Source organism: Planomonospora sp. ID82291, from assembly GCF_015711645.1.
GTDB lineage: Bacteria > Actinomycetota > Actinomycetes > Streptosporangiales > Streptosporangiaceae > Planomonospora.
In genome coordinates, this window is record NZ_JABTEX010000010.1 from 106,386 (window position 1) to 120,341 (window position 13,956).

12 protein-coding genes are annotated in these 13,956 nt (G+C 72.1%); 4 read left to right on the top strand and 8 right to left on the bottom strand.

Translation table 11 applies throughout. From position 1 onward, the window contains the following. Positions 1-74: 74 nt before the first annotated feature. From HS045_RS33300 to HS045_RS33335, 8 genes are all read right to left on the bottom strand, one after another. Positions 75-2,078: a fibronectin type III domain-containing protein gene (locus HS045_RS33300; RefSeq protein WP_196455616.1), complete on the bottom strand. Its 2,004-nt coding sequence runs from the start codon at positions 2,076-2,078 to the stop codon at positions 75-77. A 60-nt stretch (positions 2,079-2,138) separates the two neighbouring features. Next, the gene (locus tag HS045_RS33305; RefSeq protein ID WP_196455617.1) at positions 2,139-2,606 is read right to left on the bottom strand and encodes a hypothetical protein; all 468 of its coding nucleotides are present in this window, start codon (positions 2,604-2,606) and stop codon (positions 2,139-2,141) included. Further along, positions 2,606-3,088 carry a hypothetical protein gene (locus HS045_RS33310; protein WP_196455618.1) on the bottom strand — a complete coding sequence of 161 codons (483 nt, stop codon included), beginning with the start codon at positions 3,086-3,088 and terminating at the stop codon, positions 2,606-2,608. Before HS045_RS33310 ends, HS045_RS33305 begins: the two co-directional genes overlap by 1 nt. A gap of 68 nt (positions 3,089-3,156) precedes the next feature. Further along, positions 3,157-5,439 (bottom strand): fibronectin type III domain-containing protein, encoded by a 2,283-nt coding sequence (locus tag HS045_RS33315; RefSeq protein WP_196455619.1) that lies wholly within the window; start codon positions 5,437-5,439, stop codon positions 3,157-3,159. A gap of 12 nt (positions 5,440-5,451) precedes the next feature. Then, the gene (locus HS045_RS33320) at positions 5,452-10,158 is read right to left on the bottom strand and encodes a hypothetical protein (RefSeq protein ID WP_196455620.1); all 4,707 of its coding nucleotides are present in this window, start codon (positions 10,156-10,158) and stop codon (positions 5,452-5,454) included. A gap of 196 nt (positions 10,159-10,354) precedes the next feature. Beyond that, positions 10,355-10,600, bottom strand: coding sequence for a hypothetical protein (locus tag HS045_RS33325; protein WP_196455621.1), 246 nt, complete (start codon positions 10,598-10,600; stop codon positions 10,355-10,357). Further along, positions 10,573-11,181, bottom strand: coding sequence for a hypothetical protein (locus HS045_RS33330; protein ID WP_196455622.1), 609 nt, complete (start codon positions 11,179-11,181; stop codon positions 10,573-10,575). Before HS045_RS33330 ends, HS045_RS33325 begins: the two co-directional genes overlap by 28 nt. A 166-nt stretch (positions 11,182-11,347) precedes the next feature. Then, positions 11,348-11,929, bottom strand: coding sequence for a hypothetical protein (locus tag HS045_RS33335; protein WP_196455623.1), 582 nt, complete (start codon positions 11,927-11,929; stop codon positions 11,348-11,350). Between the two features lie 208 nt (positions 11,930-12,137). On the opposite strand from HS045_RS33335, the gene HS045_RS33340 reads away from it, so the two are divergent. The 4 genes from HS045_RS33340 to HS045_RS33355 form a co-directional block, all read left to right on the top strand. After that, on the top strand, positions 12,138-12,485 hold the full coding sequence (locus HS045_RS33340; RefSeq protein ID WP_196455624.1) for a hypothetical protein: 348 nt from the start codon (positions 12,138-12,140) through the stop codon (positions 12,483-12,485). Between the two features lie 93 nt (positions 12,486-12,578). Further along, positions 12,579-12,914, top strand: a complete 336-nt coding sequence (locus tag HS045_RS33345; protein WP_196455625.1) for a hypothetical protein — start codon at positions 12,579-12,581, stop codon at positions 12,912-12,914. 76 nt (positions 12,915-12,990) lie between these two features. Next, positions 12,991-13,296 carry a hypothetical protein gene (locus HS045_RS33350; RefSeq protein WP_196455626.1) on the top strand — a complete coding sequence of 102 codons (306 nt, stop codon included), beginning with the start codon at positions 12,991-12,993 and terminating at the stop codon, positions 13,294-13,296. Between the two features lie 61 nt (positions 13,297-13,357). Beyond that, positions 13,358-13,956, top strand: a 599-nt coding sequence (locus tag HS045_RS33355) for a hypothetical protein (RefSeq protein ID WP_196455627.1), incomplete at its 3' end; no start/stop codon positions are given.

The window sequence follows — 13,956 nt, forward strand, 5'->3', positions numbered from 1 at the left end:
CCCCGTCCCCCGATGTGGTGCGTCGTGCAGGGCGGAGCATGGCGATTTGCCTGGTTAACGTCGCGGCGGGCGGATCAAACCCATGCGTCGTATGCCTCGACCACCAGGCGGGGCGCGCCGGAGACCCCGTCGACGGGCTGCCCGGCCAGGGTGATCGTGTTCAGGCCGGGCAGGAGCTGGAACCACGCGGGCAGGTGCGCCACCATGGCCCGGCCCGGCCGAGGCTCGGGGTAGACCTCCGGCGGCACGTACGCCCACACCTGCCGCGTCGCCAGGTCGAAGCCCAGGCTGTAGCGCGGATCAGCGGGCAGGGACGAGCCGGTCATGGCGCGCATCACCGTCCCCGACTCCTGGTGGGTGACCGTCCAATCCCGGATCGGCCCGTACAGCCGCATCCGCGCCGGGATCTGCGGGTAGGTGCCGGCCAGGGTCAGCGTCAGCGACGCCTCCCCCGGCAGGGACGCGACGACCGCTGAGGCCGCCACCGGAACGGTCGCGTACCGGCGCGGGTCCGGCGCCTTCAGGGTGAAGGACCACGAGAACGCCAGCGACCCCACGTCGACGGTCTCGACCTTGCCGATCAGCCGTACCCGGGCCTGCCGGGTGCGCAGCGCGTCTTCCACCCGCAGCAGGCCGAACTCGCGCGGCTCCAGCACGCCGATGATCCGCTGCTTGGCCGCCAGCATGCCCGCCCGGGAGGCGGCGACCGCGGTCCCCTTCAGGGTGATGATGCGAGAGCCGTACTGGCCGGCGCTGGCCCATGCGCCGTCCGTCCCGCCGAGGGTGGCCGCGCGGGGCCGGACCGGTGGCGTGGACGCCCACCCGGTCGCGTCTTCCACCACCCAGTCCACGTTGTGCTCATCCCGCACGTTCCCGGCCCACTCCCCGAGCCGGTAGACCGGGCTCTCGATCGCCAGGAACGGCGTCGGCACCGTGGGCACCACGGTCGTGTTGTCGGCCGACTGCTGGCCGAGGGCGTCCAGCGCCGCGACCCGCACCCGGTAGTCGACGCCGGAGACCAGCCCGGTGATCGTGTGCCGCCGGGTGATGGGCCCGTCCACGGTGTAGTCCACGCCCGGCGTGACGTGGACGGGCTCACCGTCGAGGTCGACCCGGTAGCCCACCACGCCGAAGTCGTCCGTCGAGGCCGTCCAGGCGACGGTGATGGACTCCTCGCCGGCCTCCACCACCAACTCGGGCACGGTGGGCGGGGTGTCGTCCAGGGTGGTCACGACCAGCTCGGCCGGGACCGTGGTGCGCTGCCCGAGCTGGTCGACGGCCCACACCTGCACGGTATGCGTGGTGTTCTCCACCAGGCCGGAGAAGAACGCCGACCGCTCGGCCTGGTTGGTGCCCACGACGGTGCCGTCCAGGGCGACGTCATAGCCGGTGACCGGGTCCTCGTCGGAGGCCTCATCCCACGCGACCGCGAACGAGGTGTAGGTGAGATCGGTCAGGTGCAGGCCGGGCGGCGCCGAGGGCGGCAGGTCCGGCGCGGTCCGCACCTCCAGCACGGCGGCCGCCGACCGGTTGCCGGTCGCATCGGCCGCGTCCACCCCTACGACGTAGGCGTGATCGGCGACCAGGCCCGCGAAGGTGAACACCGTGCCGGCCTGGTCGCCGCCCTGCTTCGCGCCGTCGAGGTACAGGCCGTACCCGGCCACCGACACGTTGTCGCCGGACGGTTCCCAGGTGACGGTGAGGGTGGTGCGGGTGCGGGCCGCCAGCGTCAGGGCGGCCGGGACGGACGGCGCGGTCACGTCCGGCGTCGTCACCACCAACTGGACCCGGTCGGAGCGGCCGTCGACGGCGACCGCGTCCACCTCGATCAGGTAGGTCCGGCCCTCCACCAGGCCCGTGAGGGTGATGCTCGTGTCGGCCTGGTCACTGCCCTGCTGGACGCCGTCCAGGTAGATGCCGTAGGCCAGGGCGCCCACCTCGGGCGGATCCCACACCACCGTCACCTGCGTCGGGCCGACCTCGGTCGCTCGCGGGTCCATCGGCGCCGGAGGCAGCGTCGAGATCGGCGCCGCGATGACGCCGGTCGGGGCAGGGTAGGCGCGGCCGAAACGAGCCATCAAGTCACCTCATCCCGGGGGGTACGTGGGGCAGGACCGGGGGGTGGAAGCCGGGCGGGGCTACCAGCGGGAGGCCCGCGTGAGCGCCGCGGCGATGTTGGAGAGCGGCGCCGGAGGCAAGCCGTCGACGGTGAAGGTGAGGTTGTCGATGTAGGCCGCGTCCTCCCCGACCGCGCTGCTGCTGTCCTTGCTGTAGCGGAACGTCAGCGTCTGGCCGGGGGAGACGTCGAACTCCGGTGACGCCGTCCAGTTGACCGCCCCGGACGACGTCACCGCGGTCTGCTCGGTGCTGTTGATGAAGAACCGGAACATGTCGTAGCCGCTCTCCGAGCTCACCCGGTACCAGAACTTCACCTTCGTCGCGCCAGCCGGGACGGTCACCGTCGCCTCAGTGTTTCCACCGTGGTCGATTACGGCGCTTTTGAAACAGCCCGACCCCTGGTACGGGGTGGTGGTCGACCGGCCCCAGTTACCGGAGATGGTCACCACATAGCTGGTGTCGTTGAAGTCCTCGACCAGCTCCGCCATCAGTGGCCCTCACGCCAGTACAGCTGCGCGGTCACGTCCACCGTGGCGGCCGCATGCACCATGACGGCCAGCCACCCGCCCGGCGCCAGGACCACCTCGTCGCCGAGGGGAATGAACTCGCCCATGCCGGTCTGCGGGTGGATCCGCTGGGCGAACAGGATGTCGCCGAGGGTCGGCTCCGTCGTCCACGCGGAGGACGGTCCCTTGACCGCGGTCATCGCCGAGTCCGGCGTACCCGGGTCGAGCTTGACGACCGGCACCGCGGCCGGAGCGGACGCGCCGCCGCCGCCGGCCGCGGTCTGCCGGGCGATCACCGTGCGGACGGGCTGCGCGGAACTGTTGGTGCCCCGGTAGGAGATCCGGTAGCCGTAGACCGCGATCCGGTGGCTGCCCGGGTTGGCGACCGGGTTGGCGAGCTGCAGGATGGTCTTCAGCGCGGTCCCGGACGCTACGTCTTCGGCGACCGTCGTGTACTTGGCCATGAAACCCCCCGATGCGTGTTGGTTCGGCCGGGGAGTATGCCGACCCCGACCGCTAACGTCGCCCCGGGTTACCGCCAGGCGTCCCAGGCCTGGACGACCATGCGGGGGCTGCCCACCTGGCCGTCGACCGGCTGCCCGGCGAGGGTGAGGGTGTTCGGGCCGTGGGAGAGCGCGAACCGGGCCGGGAAGCTGCCGAGCATGATCCGCCCCGGCCGAGGCTCCGGCCACACCTCCGGCGGCACATGCGCCAGCACCACCCGCGTGGCCAGGTCGATGTCCAGGCTGTAGCGGGAATCGGCGGGCAGCACCGTGCCAGGGCGGGAGCGGATCACCAACCCGGACTCCTCGTGGGTGATGACGAAGTCCCGGATCGGGCCCCACACCTGGATGCGCGCGGGAATCCACCGGTAGTCGCCGGTCATGTAGATGTGCGCCGACGCCGACCCGGGCAAGGTCTCGACCGCGGTCTCGGCGTAGATCGGCCGCACCGCCGTACGGCGCGGATCCGGCGCCATCAACGAGATCACCCAGGAGAACGCGACGCTGCCCTTGTCGGTGATCTCGACCTCCTCGGCGAGCCGGACCCGCGCCTGGCGGGTCAGGTGCTGCTCCTGCACACGCAGCGTCCCGAGCTGACCCGGGTACAGGGCGGCGGCCAGCCGCTCCTGGGCGGCCAGCATCCCGGCCCGGGAGGTGGCGACCGCCGTCCCCTCCAGCGTGATGAGGCGGGCACCGAACGACCCGGGCCCGGAGAACCCGCCATCGGTCGAGTCGGACTCAGCCTCCAAGGGGAGCACGTCCGCCGTGGATGACCAGCCTTCTTCGCTCTCGACCACCCAGTCGACGCCGTGCGCGTCGCGCGCGTTGCCCGTCCACGGGCCCAGCCGGTAGATCGGCGTTGCCCGCGGTGACCAGTCCGCCAGCAGCGTGGTCACCTCGGTCTCCACGATGGGGCCGCGGCCGCCGCCGTCATCGACCGCCCGCACGCCCACCGTGTAGACGCTGCCCGGGTCCAGGCCCTCGACCACGTAGCCGAGCGTGGCGGTGGCGGCGGTCACCTCCCCGTCCAGCAGCACCTCATAGCGGGCGATGCCGAGGTCGTCGGATGCGGGCTGCCAGGCGAGCGCCACCTCCTCCACGCCCGCCGTGGCGGTCAGGCCGGGCGGGGTGCCGGGCAGCGTGTCGGCCAGCGTGGTGAAGTCCAGGGTGGCGATCGGTGAGCGGTTCCCGGCGGTGTCGACGGCGTCCACCCCGACCGCATACGCCCGTCCTCGGCCCAGACCGAGGAAGGTGTGTTCCAGCTCGGGCTGGTCGTCGCCCTGCTTGAGCCCATCGAGGTAGACGCCGTACCCGGCGAGCGCGACATCGTCGGACGCCGCGTCCCACGCGATCGTCGCGGTCGTGTGCGCCAGGTCAGCCAGCCGCACGTTGCCCGGCGCGGTCGGCGCCGCCAGGTCGGTGATGGCCATCACCGAGATCGTGGACCTCTCCGACCGGTTGCCGGCGGAGTCGCGGGCGTCCACCCCGATCTCGTACGTGGTGCCCTTCGTCAGCCCGGTGAAGGTGTACGTCCGCGCTGTCTGGTCGCCGCCGCGCTTGGCCCCGTTGAGGTAGATGCCGTACCCGGTCACGGCCCGGTCGTCGGACGCGGGCTCCCAGGCGATCGTCACCGTCGTGTCCTGCACGTCCGTGGTGTGCAGGCCCGGCGGAACGGAGGGCTTGACCATGTCGGAGATGCCGAACCCGACGAACGCGGCCTGCGCCTGCCCGGCGCCGCTCAACGACTCCCGGTAGGTGACCCGCCCGGGAGACGGCAGCGCCCCGGCGTAGAACTGGGCGCCGTTCAACGTGCTGGAGAACCCGCCCGAGCTGGAGCTGATGTCGGCGATCGCCGGCGTCCACGCGTTCGGCGAGACCCGCCCCTCTATCCCGTTGGCGGAGTCCCGGAAGCGCTCCAGCACGCCGAGCACGACGCCCACCGCGGCGGGCACGTCCACCGGACTGCACGAGATGCTCGTCGCTCCTGCGGCCGCGTCCCCGGAGGTGGCGAACAGCACCTCCGGGCAGTCGTCGCGGACCTGCACGTACAAGATCATGCCGTCGTTCAGGGCGCCGCGCGTCACGGTGACCGACGTCTCGCCACCTGCCGCCACCTTGGAGTAGATGTGCGCGTGGTCGAACCCGTCCGCGGCCGCATGCTTCACATAGCCCGAGGTCGTGACCGTGGGCATGTTGTAGGAGGCGACCAGCAGGATGATCCGGTCGCCGGCGCGGGCAGCCGGGAAGAACGACACCGTCGTCGCGTCCGACGACTTCGACGCGAAGTTGTACGACTGAGCGATGACCCCCATGCAGAGCCCTCCTTATCCGACCAGCGCGCCGAGACGGCGAGCGGCCTGGTTACCGATCTGGACCTCGTCCTGGCCGGGCTGCGGGTAGACGTTGACCGTCGCGCTCGCGCCGCCGGTCGTGACCGCCGCCGCCACCGGCCGCGGCCGCGCCGATGCCCGGGAGGCCCGATACAGGTCCGCTGAACTGGTGCCGACCACGCCGCCGTTGGCGAAGCGGGCCAGGCTTCCGCGTCGGGCAGCGTCGTTGATGGCGTTGATCCACCCGGTGCCGAGCCAGCGGGCGGCCTCCGGCCGCAGCCAGGCTTCGCCCGGGGAGACGGCGGCGAGCATCGTGTCGCGGCCCGGGGCGTAGCCGGGCAGCACGCCGTACGCGCCGCCCGGGACGACGCCGCCGCGCGCGTACTTCTTCTGCTGGCCCGACGAGTCGCGGCCGCGCAGCCAGCCGATCACCCCGTCGATCAGCGACGCCGGGAACCGGCCGACGACCTGCTGCCACGGTGTCTTGGTCCCGGCGAGGCGGACGGCCAGGGACTTCAACGGGGTCAGGGCCTTGTCCGCCAGGTAGGCGGCGCCCTTCTTGAACCACTCGGTCCACGAGTCCCCGCCGCTGTCCTTCTTCTTCGGGACGGTGCCGCCACCAGCGAACCGAGGCAGGTTCCCGCGCCGAGCGGAGTCGTTGACGGCGTTGATCCACCCTGTGCCGAGCCAGCGCGCCGCCTCCGGCCGCAGCCACGCCTCACCCGGCGACACCGCGGCGAGCATCGTGTCGCGGCCCGGCGCATACCCGGGCAGCACCCCGTAGGCGCCGCCCGGGACGATGCCACCGCGGGCGAACCCGAGGGAGACGGTGGGCAGCCGGCCGAGCCCGACCTTGTCCGCGATCCAGTTCCACGCCGCCGCGATGCCCTTGTTGTAGATCGTCTCGACCACGAACTTGACCGGTGCCTTCGCGACGTCCTGCAGCCCTTTCCACACCGTGCCGATCAGCGCGACGCCGGACTTGAAGCCGTCCGGCAGGGTCTTGGTCATGAAGTTCCAGAAGGCCGTCAGCGGCGGCTTGATGTACTTCTCCCACGCGTTCTTGATCGCGCCGGAGATGCTGTCCCACGCGGGCTTGACCGCGTTGGTCCACAGCCATGCCACCGCGGGCCCGAGGGTGTTCTTCAGGAACCCCCCCAGGGCCGTCAGCGCGGGCCGGATGATGTTCTCCCACGCGGCCCGGATCGCGGTCGAGATGTTCTGCCAGGTCGGTTGGATCACGGCCGTCCACAGCGCTTGCACGGTCGGCCACAGCTGGTTCTTCAGGAACCCCCACAAAGCCGTCAAAGCGGGCTTGATCACGTTGTTCCACGCGGCCGTGAACGCCGTGGAGATCGACTTCCACGCCGTGTCCACGAAGTTCCGGAACCCCTCGATGTTGTTGTAGGCGTAGATCACCCCGGCGACCAACGCGGCGATGGCCAACACGATCAACGCGATCGGGTTGGCGTTCATGACCGCGTTCAGGGCCGCCTGCGCGATCGTCCACGCCGCGGTCGCCGCCCGCACCACGCCGGTCGCGACCGCCGCCGCGCCCTGCTTGATCGCCGCCGCCCCGGCCTGCAACGCGACCCTGCCGTACGCGGCCGCCAGCCGGCCGACCTCGAGCGCCGCCGTGGCGGCGGCCTTGCCGTACTGGGCGACCTTCCCCGCCCCGGCCTGAGCCAGATCGACGGCCTTGCTCGCGCCGGAGGAGACAGCCGTGCCGACGCCCTTGGCGGCCGTCCCGGCCTTGGACATCAGGTTGGCCGGGTTGACCTTCGCAAACCACGACGTCGGGTCGATCTTCGTCTTGGCCGCGCCGATCAGGTTGGCCGGGTTGACCTTCTGCAACAGGCTGGCCGGGTTGAGCTTGGAGAACGCGCCCTTCACCTTCGCGGCGAGGGTGCCGGCGAACACGTCCAGGCCCTTGGACTGGATCAGGCCGGTGAGCGCGTCCTTGAGTATGCCGCCGCCCTTGGCGACGGTCTGCCCGGCCTGCTTGGCGCCCTGGGCGACCTTCTGCCCGGCATTGCCCGCCTTCGTGTCGCGGCCCTTCCCGCCGAGCCCGCCGACGAAGTCACCGGCGCCGATCCCGGCCTTGACCAGTCCGGCCGGGGCCTTCAACGCGAGCCCCATGAGCTTGATCGCGGAGCCGAGCCCGCCGAACTTGGCGACCAGCAGCAGCAGCGCGCCGAGCGGGCCGAGGATCGTCAGCACCGCGGCGCCGAACTCGCTGCCCGCGACGTCGCGCAGCACCCCGACCAGGTCGCGCAGGAACCCGATCACCCCGGCCGTCACGGACGGGTCCAGGCCGAGCGTCAGATCCTTGAACAGGCCCGCCAGATCCCTCAGCAGTCCGCCGACTTCCCGCATCACCGGCAGCATCGAGTCGAAGAACTCCCGCGCCCTGGCCTGCGTCGCCGGGTCGGCCGCCCACTCGGCGAACCGCTCGGCTCCCTGGGCGAGGTCCTCCAGCATGCTCCGGCCGGAGGGGGCGGCGGCCTTGCCAAGCGACAGCAGACCGGAGGCGACGCCCTTGAGAATGCGCCACAGCTTGGAGGCGGCCTCCCACGAACGCTCCAGGAACGCCCGGAACCGCTCCTGGCCCTCTTCGGAGGAGGTGAACCGGTCGAACGCCTGCGCCGCATCCAAGATCCTCTTGGACAGCAGCGTGACGAACGGCATGGAGATCCGCACCAGGCGGGTCACCCCGCCGAACGCCGCCAGCCCGGCCTTGCCGAAGTTGGAGACGGCCAGGTTGTTGGCGCCCATGATCTGCGTGACGTCCTGGCGGAAACCCTGGCTGCCGAACAGCTTCCCGGCTTCGGTGGCCAGGTCACCGACCGTCTTGCCGGTGGCCTTCATGCCGCCGCGCAGCGTCGCCAGGAACGGCATCGCGGCCTTCACCCCGGCCAGCAGGCCCGGCGCGAGCGCCTCCTGCGTCGCCTTGCGGATCTCCGACAGCTCCGGCCGTACCGTGTTGTGCAGGTAGAGGACGAACTCCCGCATCGACGGCGTCAGGTTGGCCAGCGCCTCGGCGACCGGGTCCCGGCCGCCGCCCCCGCCGGCGGCCGGAGCGGCGGCGGCCTTCTTGGCGGCCTCGGCCTCCTTCTTGGCCCGCGCGAGCGCAGCACGTGCGTCTTGGGCGGCTTCGCGGGCGTTGCGCTGGGAGCGGCGGGCCCGCTCCAACGCCTCTTCGGCGTCGCGGACGCGGCGCTTGGCGTCGATGATCGCCTCGTCGGCCGCCGCGATCCGCCGCGCGCCCTCCTCAGCCTGGCGGGCAGCGTCCTTGCGTGCGTCGGCGATGGCGCGTTCGGCGTCCAAGATCCGCTCCTGGGCGGCCGCGAGACGCTCCTGCGCCGCGATGACCTCCTTGGATCCCTCGACCCCGCGGGCGTCCGCGTCGGCCTTCTCCTCGGCCAAGTCGCCGTTGCGCTCCTTGACCTCCTCAAGGCGCTGCAAGGCCTGCCGGTACGCAAGATCCGCTTCGCGTTTGTCCAGGTCAGACGCGAACGGATCGTTCATGACCTTCTGCAGGCGCTCCTTGGCCCGCTCGATGCCGATCTGCGCGGACTCCTCATCCAGCGCCCCGCCCTTGACCGCCAGAGCAAGATCCTCAAGGCGTTCCTTCGCGGCCTTACGCGCCTCGTTCAGCCCTTCCTGCGCCGCCTTGGACGCCTTGACCGCCGCGGCGTACGCGCGCTCGGCGTCGGCCACCCGGCGCGCGGACCGCTCGGCCGCGTCCGCGACGGCCTGGGCGACCCGCCCGGCGTTCTCCCGCGCCGCCTGCACCGCCTCGACCGCCTCGGCGACGCGTTCCTCGGCGTCGCGCACGGCACGGTTGGAGTCGATCACTCCCTCGCGGGTGTTGCGGACCGCCCGCTCGGCCTGCTTGACCCGCTCGGCCGCCTGCTCGACCCGGGCGGCAGCGGCCTCCCGGGCGGCGGCCGCTGCGCCCGCCGAAGCACCGGACGCCTGGTCGGCCTGCGACAGCGCACCCAGCGCGGTGCCGACCCCGTTCAGACCGACCACGAGCCCGGCGATGCCTTGCAGGGCGGCGCCGGCCACCCCGGGCAGCACCGCCAGCGCCCCGGCCGCCTGACCGGCCGCCGACACCAGACCGAACAGCCCGGCGCCGAGCTGGCCGACCGCCGCGGCCAGGAACCCGACTCCGGCCGCGAGCGCCGGGAACGTCGCGAGCTTCGCGGTGACGTCCGCGATCTTCGATGCGTCCAGGTCGATGTGGAACGGCAGCGTGATCGGGCTGGACTCCTGGCTGCTGCGGAAGCGGCCGAGCTCGTCGCGGGCCTGGAGCGTGTCCGCGTCGACGTCGACGGAGGCGGCCGCGTCCCGGGCAGCCGCATCCACCTCGGAGCGCAGCCGGTTGCCGTCGATCTCGGGGGTGAAGGTGATGCGGACCCCGGATCGGCTGATGCCGTCCAGGTCCCGCTGGAGCTGGGACCGGTCGACGGTGGCCCGCATCCGGACCTCGGTCGACCGTTCGGCGGACCGCGCGGCCGCATTCGCTTCCACCGCCACCCGGCGGGCGTCGATCTCCGCGGCGAGTTTCGCCTTGACCCCGCGCACCCGCCGGTCGATGTCGCGTTGCAGCCGCGCCTCGTCGACCTCCGACAGGTCCGCGACGACCTTGATGTCGATCCGGCCTCCGTCGAGGCCTCCGCCAAGCTCGTCATCCACGCACCCTCACCCCCCGATGAGCCGGAGGGAGGGTGACGTAAACCGGCGCTAACGTCGCGTCAGGGGACGTAAACGGCCGCGGTCCTGGTCCTGGTCCTGCCCGGCGACGGCGGACCCGTCGACCTGACCGGATGCGCCGCCCGCCGGGCCGGGGCGGCGACGAGGAAGGCCCCGGGCGCTCACGCCCGGGGCCTGCTCACTTGATCACGTTCGCGGTCGCCGCCATCATCGCGAACGCCCGGTCCATCCCGGCCCTGCCGCCGGTCTTGCCCGTCACCCACTCCGGCCGCTTCACCTCGCGCATCTTCGGGCGGCGCTGCTCAGCCGCCAGCACCGCCACCTCCTCGAGGATCTGGGTGAGGAGCTCGTACTCGCGGGGCCACGGGTCGGCCCGCTGCTCGGCCGTGGTGTGGATCAGAGCGTCTGCGGGGAGTCGCTCCACCCGAGCGAGGAGCCGGCGGACTCCGAAGAAACCGGGCTGGCCGGGGCGTCGCCAGGCTCCGCGGGCGTCGAATCCGGGGTAGTGGCGGGCGAGATCGGCGTCGAGGTCGTCCCACCGCTCGAAGAGGCGGAGGACGGCGAGGATTCCCCCAGGCGCAGCCCGTACTTCCGCAGCAGTCCCTTGACCAGGGCGACGACGTCGAACACGGACGGGCGGGCGGCCAGGAACGCCGGGTACCCGTCCTCGCCCAGGAGCCGGGCCGCCATCTCCTTGGCGGCCGTCATGAGCTGCTCGGGCAGCTGCTGGTTGATGATGAGCTGGTCCACCACCATGTCGATCACGGCCATGGTGGCGGCGTTCGGGTCCTGGGAGCGGGCCGCGTCCAGCGCGGTCCGCACGATCAGGCCGAGGTCGACGGCGACGTCGGTGAGCGGCTCCAGCACATCGAGCGGCAGCTCGGTCGGCAGCTCGCAGATGTCGCGGCCGCGGAACCGCAGCGGGAAGAAGTCGGCGACCGCGGCGCCGTACTCAGCGCGAGCGGCCTCCAGGCGTTCGGCGCGGGCGGCATCAAGGTCCAGCATCCCCGTGGTCCTCTCCTACAAGGTGGGCAGGTCGGGGCGGACGGTAGAGCAGAGGGGGCTTTGCGTCGCGCCGGGCCGGAGGGAAGGAGAAGGGGCGCCCGGCCTGTGCTGGCCGGGCGCCCCTCCGTGGGCGGCTGACACGCGCATCACGCGATGCGCGTCCCCATCACGCGGGGGTCGGGTCGAACGCCGCCCACGTGCCGGACAGAAGGTCGTAGTACGGGGCGCCGACGTCGCCGCCCAGGACCGACAGGCGCAGCGGCAGCGTGGACGCGGCGGTCTTCTCGAACGACTGCTCCACGCCCTCGGCCTGCTCGCAGCGCGGCACCATGCGGCGCATCTTCTTGGGGCCGTCGATCAGCTCGATGCACGCCGCGGTCTCGGTCCTGGCCCCGATCGCCGGCGGGGTGAACTTGTAGTACGCGGCGCCGCCGCCGGACGGGGTGACCTCCTCGATGGTGCCGCCGCCGTACACCGCCTGGAAGCTCTTGAGGGTCCATTCCAGGAGGTTGACCTCGATGGTGGCGGCGTCCTCGGTCTGCCAGCGCCGCACCGCGTAGTTCGACTGGTGGGCGCGCGTCTCCTCGAACTTCGGGTCGGTCTTCCAGTTGTAGCTGTCGGGCGTGAAAAGGCCGATGTCGTACCAGGCGGACGGCATCGGCACGGCGACACCGTCGGGCGCGGCCGTGCCGACCGGCGCGAGCCACAGTCGAGCCTGTTGCGGAATGAACACGTTCTCTGCGCCCACGCGGGCCTCCCAGCGACTCGGCGCCCGCGCCCGCAGGCGGGCGAGGGCGTGTCAGGTTGGGGACCCGGCGGCAGAGAGTAGAGATCAGCGCCGCTTACGTCGCGCTGACCTGGGTGGCGGGACGTTAAGCCCTGTTTGCGCTACACGTCTGCGCCATGACGACGGGCATCGAGGTCACGGGCCGGGCCAGGGCGCGCGGGGGCCGGCGGTGAGCGCCGTGGCGCTGGCGCTGGTGGTGTGGGTGTTCACGGCGGTGCCGCTGGTGGTGGTCGCGGCGGTCTTCTTCTACGTGGTGGGGGAGCGGGTCGGGCGCACCGCGGGGGAGCGGAAGGGCCGCGCGCTTCTCGCCGGAGAGCGGGAGCGGCTGGCCCGCCGCCTGGAGACGATCACGACGCTGCTGCAGCCGTTCGCGGCCGCCATGCGGGCGGGACGTCGGGACTTCTCGATGCCGTCGCGGGATCTGGCCGTGCTGGCGCTGCTGGTGGACGAGCCCGGCGAGGGCGGTGACGTCCTGGCCGATCTGGAGGAGATGTTCCACGATTCCCCGCCCCACTAGACAGGTTGATAAATCTCCTGTACATTTCTAAGTGTGAACAGGGGGTGCGGTACCCCCGACCACAACCCGCCCCAGGAACGAAAGGGACCAACCATGGACATGCGCCCCCACGCCGGTTACCTCGCCGATGAACTGACCGCCCTCGGCTTCACCGACCTCGGCCGCGACGCCGAGCAGCTCGGCAGCCTGGAGGCCCTGATGACCCGCACCTATCGGGCGTACGGCGTGCAGGTCGAGGTGGCCGAGGACAGCGGCGACGTCACCGTCCGCCTGTTCGGCTGGGGCGAGACCCACGGCAACCAGGACACCTACCGGCACGGCCACCTCGCCGCGACCACCTTCCCGGTCACCTGGCCGCCCTCGGTCGTCCTGGCCGCGATCGAGGCCGCTCTCGCCGCCAGCGTCGAGACCGCCCTCGTCGCCGCCTGACCCTCGCCGCCACCGGCCGCCCCGCCCGGCTCACCCCCGGGCGGGGCACCCCACCGACCCCCATGGAGTGCAACCCGTGATCAACGTCGTCTTCCACCCCGAGAAGTTCCGCCCGTTCGCCCTCCAGGAGGAGGAGCCCATCTACGTCAAGCCCCGCATCACCGGTACCGGCTGGGAGGCCGCCACCACCGGATGGGGCGTCTGGGAGCTCTACCAGGACGGCGTCCTGCGCGGCTACCTGCAGTCCGGCTGCCCCTGGATCGCCATCGCCAAGCCGACCGTGGCCGACCCGGGCATCGACATCGGCGAGTACCCCACCCGCGAGGCCGCCGCCGACGCCATCGCGGTCTACGTCACCGCCCGCGCCCTCCTCGCCGCCTGACCTCCCCCGCCCGCCCGGTTCACCCCGGGCGGGCTCCCTTCCACGCTGGAGCACAACCCCCGTGATCGTCACCGTCGCCCTGCTGCGCGCCGCCCTCACCCGCGCCGACTTCAACCACGACCTGCACGTCATGGTGTCGGCCGCCTGGGACGAATGGGCCGACCCGCTCGCGTCCACCATCCGCCTCGGCCACTTCAAGCCGGTCGAGCCCGAGCATCCCGACCTCCCCCCTGTCGGGCACCTCACCCACGACCCCAGCGACGGCCCGGCCGTCGCCGCCCTCACCACCACCGAACTCAACCAGGCGACCGACGACGACATCAGCAAGGCCCCCACCGTCGCCCAGCTCATCAAGAGCCTCGCCTGCGTCGAACTGCTCGACCCGGCCCTGCCGGTCGTCATCCCCGCCGACCGCACGGCCCCGACGCGCCGGTACGCCCCGGTGGCCCCGTTCCTGGATCACGGCTACTACGACCCGGGCGCCGAGCACCACAACGGCATATGGGGCTACGACATGACGGACGGCGAGACCGTCCACGTCCTGTGGCCCATTCACCCCGACCGCGCCGCCCGCCCCCTCGCGCCGATCCAGCCCACCATCTGGCGGACCCGCCTGCAGCAGACCGGCTACTGGACCGACCCCTACGGCGACCAGAAGCC